Source organism: Acrocarpospora corrugata (genome assembly GCF_009687845.1).
GTDB lineage: Bacteria > Actinomycetota > Actinomycetes > Streptosporangiales > Streptosporangiaceae > Acrocarpospora > Acrocarpospora corrugata.
The window spans coordinates 141,517-148,370 of record NZ_BLAD01000035.1; the positions used below are offsets into that span (position 1 = coordinate 141,517).

The window sequence follows — 6,854 nt, forward strand, 5'->3', positions numbered from 1 at the left end:
GCGACTGCCGATACTCCCCCAAATGCGCATCGTCAATCCGGCGATGTCGTCCTGCTTCTGGGGGAATCCTTGAGAACCAAAATCACGGCCGGCTTAACCACGGGCCTGCTGGCCGCCGCGCTCACCGCGTCGCCCGCTCAGGCGGACGGAAACGTGACCGCGACGACTCTGCATTTCGGCAAGGTGGCCTCCCAGCAGACCATGTCCTACTGGTACGCCAACGACCAATACCACCTGCGCGAGGCCACCCCCTACGGCGAAGGCGCCACGGTCGCCATCACGCCCAACCCCCTCGGCGCCTACCCGGACGGCCCGCCCGGCATCGTGGAACCGGTCACCCTGCCGGGCGCACCCCCCGGGAACACGGGCAGCAAGTCGGTCAGCCTCGCCCTCGGCCACGGAAAGGCGTACTTCGTCGACGCCGGCGGCAATCCGCGGTGGTGCAGCGCCTTCTCGGTGTCCTCGCTCTACCGCAACATGGTCGCCACCGCCGGTAGTTGTGTGTTCGGGGCCAACGCGGCGCACTCGAACTGGGTCTTCGTCCCCGCCCAGATCGCACTGTCGCCGGACCCGTCCTTGCTGGCGCCCTACGGGGTGTTCGTCGGATACCAGGCGTTCACGCACGCCTCCTTCGCCGAAAACAGGAGCCGGGAGCGTGACTTCGCCTTCGTCGCCGTCTGGAACGGCGCCGAGCGCATCGCCACCGGCGCGCGCGACACCGGCAGACTGGCCGACCGGGTCGGGGGCCAGGGCCTGACCTACAACCAGCCGGTCGATGAACCGCGGTTCATGTTCGGCTACCCGGCGGGCGCTGACCCGGACGGCAACTACGCCTACACCGGTAGAACGCTCAAGTGGAGCTACGGACGAGGGATCGCCGAGCGGTCGGTGACCGGGATCTCCCAGCGGCTCCTGGGGCTGAAGTCCTCGTTCACCGGTCAGGGCAGCTTCGGCTCGGGGCTGCTGCACGAGTACGAGCGCTACTCCCGGCAGGGCTACCTCAACGGCGTCAACGCGGGCGTCTCCGACACCGACGGCAACGGCCGTATCGACACGAGCGTCTCGTCCTACTTCGACCGCCAGACCTTCGAGGTGTACGACGCCGCCTGGCACGTGGTGACCGGGTCCATCCTCGGAGGCATCCCGATCCCCCAGTAGACGGCGTCTCACCTCGGTCGGTACCCCCATCGAGGCGACCGAGGGACCGGCACGGTCTGTCCGTGCCGGTCCTTCTTCGCGTATGAGCAGAACAGGGTAACCAGCCCGGCGACGGGTCGTGAGGGCTTGGCTACGCCGAATTAACCAGGGCCGACTTGTCAGGAAATAGCGCCTCTTTAACGTCCTCGGCATGGATACAGGTCTGTATACAGAACGGGATCCAGCCATCAAGCTGCGGCGGGACCAGGTCTACGGCGAGTTGCGCCGCAGGCTGATGATCGGCGACTACGCCATCAGGGCCCGCCTGGTCGAGGAGCGGGTGGCGGCCGAGCTCGGGGTCTCCCGCACACCGGTGCGGGAGGCGCTCGTCCGGCTGCTCGCCGACGGTTTGGTGGAACGCGGGCCGGACGGCGGCTACTACGTCGCCCAGCCCGACCTGTCCGACCTCAGAGATCTCTACGAACTGCGGATCACCCTCGAACTGCGCGGGATCAGCCGCGCGCTCGACCCGGACGTGCGTGGTCACGACCCGGCCATCCTGGAGCCGTTGCGCGACCAGTGGCGGGCCCTGCGCGACGACCAGCCGGAGCCCGATCCGCAGTTCGTCCTGATGGACGAGGATTTTCACGTCACGATGAGCCGCGCTTCGGGGAACGCGGCGCTCACGAGCACCCTGGCCGCGGTCAACGCGCGGATCCGGGCGGTGCGCATGTACGACTTCCTCACCGAGGACCGCATCACCCTCACGATCCTCCAGCATCTGGAGATCGCCGAGGAGGTCCTGGCCGGCCGGCACGACGAGGCGCTGACCGCGATGCGCCGGCACGTGGGGGAGTCGATGGACGTCGTGGAGCGGCGAGCCGCTCGCGCGATCACTCAGATGGCCCTCAACCGAGGCAGGCGCCATGACTTTGACCGACCCGCGAACCGGGGCAAAGACTGACATACCACTGCTCGCCGTACGTGGCCTGACCCGCCGGTTCGGCGAGGTGCTCGCCAACGACGCGGTCGACTTCGACGTACGGCCCGGCGAGGTGCACGCTCTCGTCGGCGAGAACGGCGCGGGCAAGAGCACCCTGCTCAAACTCGTGTACGGCGTGCACCGCCCGGACTCGGGCGACATCTCCGTCGAGGGGTCGCCGGTCACGGTCGGCTCCCCGGCGCAGGCGCGCTCACTCGGGATCGGCATGGTCTTCCAGGACCTGCGGCTGGTCCCGGCCCTGAGCGTGACCGAGAACATCGCCCTGGCCGTACGCGGCGTGAAGGCTCGCATGATCGCCGACGCGGCGGCCGAGCACGGGCTGGCCGTCGATCCGCAGGCGCGGGTCTCGCACCTGTCGATCGGCGAGCGGCAGCGCGCCGAGATCCTCAAGGTGCTGATGACCGGCTCCCGCATCGTCATCCTGGACGAGCCGACCAGCGTCCTGGCGCCGCAGGAGGTGACCGCTCTGTTCGCCGTGGTGGAGCGGCTGCGCGCGACCGGCTACGGCGTCGTGATCGTCACGCACAAGCTGAACGAGGTGCGCGCGATCGCCGACCGGGTGACCGTGCTGCGCGGCGGCCGGGTCATCCTCGGCGGCGTCGATCCCGGCAACTACACCGACGCCGAGTTGGTGGAGGCGATGGTCGGCAGGGCCGTACCGAGCCTGCCGTCGGAGCGGCCGGCGCCGCCGGACGGTGCCGCGGCCGTGCTGGCCCTGCGCGGCGTGAGCGCGTACGGCGAGAGCGGCGTGATCCGCCTCAAGGACGTGACCCTGGAGGTGCGGCCCGGCGAGCTCGTCGGCGTCGCGGGGGTGGCCGGGAGCGGGCAGCGGGAGCTGTGCGAGGTGGCCTGCGGGCTGCGCCCGGCGTCCTCCGGGGTCGTCACGGTGGCCGGGGTCGAGGTGACGGGCCCGCGGCAGGCGCTGGCCGGCGGCGTCTGCGACGTCCCCGAGGACCCGCTGGCCGACGCGGTCGTGCCCGGCCTGACCATCGTCGAGCACATGGCGCTCGGCCTGCCCAAGGTCCCGCGCCGCCGCGCGAACGTGGACTGGGCCGACGTGCGCCGGATCACCACCGAGCTGGAGGAGCGGGTCGGCCTGCAGATGGCCGCCGGGCACCGCAAGGTCGCCGAACTGTCGGGCGGCAACGTGCAGCGCGTCATGCTCACCCGGGCCCTGGGCCGGGGCGACAGCGTGCTGGTGGTCGCGGCCTATCCGAGCCGCGGCCTGGACATCGCCACCACCCGGCGCACCCAGGAGCTCCTGCTGGAGCGCCGGGCCGCGGGCGCCGCCGTGCTCGTCGTCTCCGAGGACCTGGACGAGCTCATCTCGATCAGCGACCGGATCGCGGTGATGCACGACGGCCACCTGGCCGGGATCGTCCCGGCGCGCGGCGCCGACCGGCAGGAGATCGGCAGCCTGATGCTCGGAGGAGCCCGATGACCACGCAGCTCACGCCGGACCGGGTGGCCTCGCCGCTGCTCGCGCCCAAGTCGGGGTTCGGCCCGGCGCTCGCCCGCTGGGTCGGGGCGCTGGCCGGGGCGATCGCGATCTTCAGCATCCTGCTCCTCACCAAGGGCGCGGACCCGATCGCCACCCTCGTCGACATGGTGGTCTCGACGACCACCGGGGCGAGCATCGAGCAGATCGTGATCAAGGCCGCGCCGCTGGTGCTGGCCGCGATGGCGGTGGTGCTGCCGGCCCGGGCCGGGCTGGCCAACGTCGGCGGCGAGGGCCAGGTGATCATCGGCGCGGTGGCCGGGGCCGGCGTCGGGCTCGTCGTGTCCGGCCCGGCGGCGCTGCCGCTGATGCTGATCGGCGGCGCGCTGGGCGGGGCGCTGTGGGCCGGGCTCGCCGTCGCGCTGCGGGTGACCGTGGGCGTCAACGAGGCGGTCACCACCCTGCTGCTCAACTACGTCGCGCTCGACGTGATGCTCTACCTGATCTACGAGCCGTGGAAGGACGCCAACGGCTCCGGCCAGCCGGCCACCCCGCCGCTCGCCATCGAGCAGCGGCTGCCGCTGGTCGGCGGCACGGCGGTGCACATGGGCATCGTCCTGGCCCTGGTCGCCGCGGCGGCCGTCTGGCTCACCCTGCGGCACACCTCCTTCGGCTTCCGGCTCTCGGTCGTCGGCGGCAACCCGGAGGCGGCCCGCCGGGCCGGGCTGCCGGTGGCCAGGCTGCTGGTGACGGCCATGCTGCTGGGCGGGGCGCTGGCCGGTCTGGCGGGCGTGATCCACCTGGCCGGGATCGAGTTCAAGCTCAGGCCGGGACTGACCACCAACATCGGCTACATCGCCTTCCTGGCCGCCTGGCTCGCCCGGCACAACCCGCTGCCGGCCGTGGCGGCGGCGTTCATGCTCGCCGCGATCACCGTCGGCGGCGACAGCCTCCAGCTCGACAGCGGCCTGCCCGCCGCCACCGTCAACGTGCTGATGGCCCTCATCCTGCTCGCCGTACTCGGCTGGACCGCCAAGAGGAGCACGTCATGAGTGACCTGGTCGTGGACGTTCTCACCGGAGCAGTCCGGGGCGGCACGGCGATCATGTTCGCCGCGCTGGGGGAGACGCTGGCCGAACGGGCCGGCGTGGTCAACCTGGGCACCGAGGGATCCATGCTGGTCGGCGCCCTCGCCGGGTACGCGGTGGCCGCCGAGACCGGAACCCCCTGGGCCGGGCTGGCCGCCGGGCTGGTCGCCGGCGGGCTGCTCGCCCTGGTGCACGCCGTGATGGTGGTCTGGCGGCGGGCCGACCAGTTCGCCACCGGCCTGACCGTCATGTTCCTCGGGCTCGGCCTCACCTCGCTGTTCGGCGCGGCCTACGTCGGCCGGGCGGCGCCGGGATTCGACCCGGTGGCGGTGCCGCTCCTCAGCGACCTGCCGGTGCTCGGGGAGGTCCTGTTCCACCACGACCCGGTGACCTACCTGTCGTTCGCCGCGGCGCCGCTGATGTGGTGGTGGCTGCGGGGGACCCGGGGCGGGCTGCTGCTGCGCACCGCGGGGGAGCGCGCCGACGTCCTGCACGTGCACGGCTACCGGCCCGGCCTCATCCGGGGCGCCGCCGTCGTGGCGGGCGGCGCGCTGGCCGGGGTCGGTGGAGCGCAACTCGCCACCGCCTACGCGCACGCCTGGTTCGAGGGCATGACCGCCGGGCGCGGCTTCATCGCCGTCGCCCTGGTCATCTTCGCCGTCTGGCGTCCGCTGTGGGTGATGGCCGGGTCGTACCTGTTCGGCGCGGCCCTCGCCCTCGCCCCGGCCCTGCAGGCTCGCGGGCTCTCGCTCAACCAGTTCGCCCTCGACGCGCTGCCCTTCCTGATCACCCTCGCGATCCTGGCGATCCTCGGCCGCCGCACCCTTCGTGCCGCGCCCGAGGAACTGCGCCGCGTGTTCACCTAGGAGACAACCATGCGAAAACTCGCCGCTCTGGCCGCCCTGCTCACCGTCCCGCTGATCGCCTGCTCCGCGAACACCACCGGCACCGCCACCACCGGCACGACGTCCGCGTCGCCCGGCAAGGACTCGACCGCGGTCGGCTTCATCTTCGTCGGGCCCAAGGACGACTTCGGCTACAACCAGGCCGCCTACCAGGGCAGCCAGGAGGTCGCCAAGGCGTACCCGAACCTGGAGGTGATCACCGCCGAGAACGTGCCGGAGGACGACAACGCCGCCCGGGTGATGAACTCCATGATCGCCAAGGGCGCCAAGATCATCTTCGCCACCTCGTACGGTCACCTGGACGCCGCGCTCAAGGTCGCCGCCGAGCACCCCGACGTCGCCGTCGTCCAGCAGGGCAACCTGATCACCACCGCCGTCCCGAAGAACGCCGGCACCTTCTTCGGCACCGTGTACGAGCCGGTCTACCTGGCCGGGATCGCCGCCGGCAAGGCCACCAAGTCCGGCAAACTCGGCTACGTCTACGCCTTCCCGATCACCCAGACCATCGACAACATCAACGCCTTCGAGCTCGGCGCCCAGTCGGTCAACCCGGCGGCCCAGACGTTCGCGGTCAGCACCTCGTCCTGGTGCGACCCGGCGAAGCAGGCCGAGGCCGCCGCGAACCTGCTCAAGCAGGGCGTCGACGTCATCACCCAGCACCAGGACTGCACCGCCACCGTGATCAAGGCCACCGAGGCGGCGGGCGCGTTCACGGTCGGCTACCACGCCGACGCCTCCGCGATCGCGCCCAAGGGCTGGCTGACCGGCTCGCAGTGGAACTGGGGCCCGCTCTACACCGACATCGTGAAGACGGCGCTTGGCGGCGGCTTCACCGGCTCCAAGTACAACGACAACTTCCGGGTCGGCTACCGCACCGGCGAGAACCCGTTCGTCCAGTCCCCGTATGGCCCGCTCGTCGACGCGGAGACCAAGGCCGCCATAGAAAAGGCCCGCGACCTGCTGAAGACCAGCTCCCCGTTCGCCGGCCCGGTCACCGACCAGGAGGGCAAGGTCCGCATCCCGGCCGGCACCGTGCCCGACTACACCACCATCGAGAAGATCGACTACTTCGTGGCCGGCGTGGTCGGCACCCTGCCCAAGTCATGACCACTCCCTACCCCTGGCCCTGGGACGGCCACCTCGATCCGGTACGGCTGGCACTGCTGGCGGTCTCCTGCCCGCAGCCGGCCGACCGGGGCGAGGCTGTCGAAGCCCTCGCCGGGCGGGTACGGCAGGCGGGCGGGCTGATCGTCTCAGTCCGGGTCCGCCCGCCGTCCCACCCC

Annotated in this window: 7 protein-coding genes; all 7 read left to right on the top strand. The window is 71.4% G+C overall.

Going from position 1 to position 6,854, the window contains the following annotated elements; genetic code table 11:
• Window positions 1-69: 69 nt before the first annotated feature.
• Window positions 70-1,158, top strand: a complete 1,089-nt coding sequence (locus Acor_RS00770; RefSeq protein WP_155334521.1) for a trypsin-like serine peptidase — start codon at window positions 70-72, stop codon at window positions 1,156-1,158.
• 190 nt (window positions 1,159-1,348) lie between these two features.
• Window positions 1,349-2,101 carry a GntR family transcriptional regulator gene (locus Acor_RS00775; protein ID WP_155334522.1) on the top strand — a complete coding sequence of 251 codons (753 nt, stop codon included), beginning with the start codon at window positions 1,349-1,351 and terminating at the stop codon, window positions 2,099-2,101.
• Window positions 2,064-3,581, top strand: coding sequence for an ABC transporter ATP-binding protein (locus Acor_RS00780; RefSeq protein WP_155334523.1), 1,518 nt, complete (start codon window positions 2,064-2,066; stop codon window positions 3,579-3,581). Before Acor_RS00775 ends, Acor_RS00780 begins: the two co-directional genes overlap by 38 nt.
• The gene (locus Acor_RS00785; protein ID WP_155334524.1) at window positions 3,578-4,630 is read left to right on the top strand and encodes an ABC transporter permease; all 1,053 of its coding nucleotides are present in this window, start codon (window positions 3,578-3,580) and stop codon (window positions 4,628-4,630) included. The genes Acor_RS00780 and Acor_RS00785 overlap by 4 nt, the downstream gene beginning before the upstream one ends.
• Window positions 4,627-5,532, top strand: coding sequence for an ABC transporter permease (locus Acor_RS00790; protein WP_155334525.1), 906 nt, complete (start codon window positions 4,627-4,629; stop codon window positions 5,530-5,532). Before Acor_RS00785 ends, Acor_RS00790 begins: the two co-directional genes overlap by 4 nt.
• A gap of 9 nt (window positions 5,533-5,541) precedes the next feature.
• Window positions 5,542-6,678 (top strand): BMP family ABC transporter substrate-binding protein, encoded by a 1,137-nt coding sequence (locus Acor_RS00795; RefSeq protein ID WP_155334526.1) that lies wholly within the window; start codon window positions 5,542-5,544, stop codon window positions 6,676-6,678.
• Window positions 6,675-6,854: hypothetical protein (locus tag Acor_RS41940; protein WP_170316742.1), on the top strand; the 180-nt coding region annotated here is incomplete at its 3' end. The genes Acor_RS00795 and Acor_RS41940, both read left to right, overlap by 4 nt.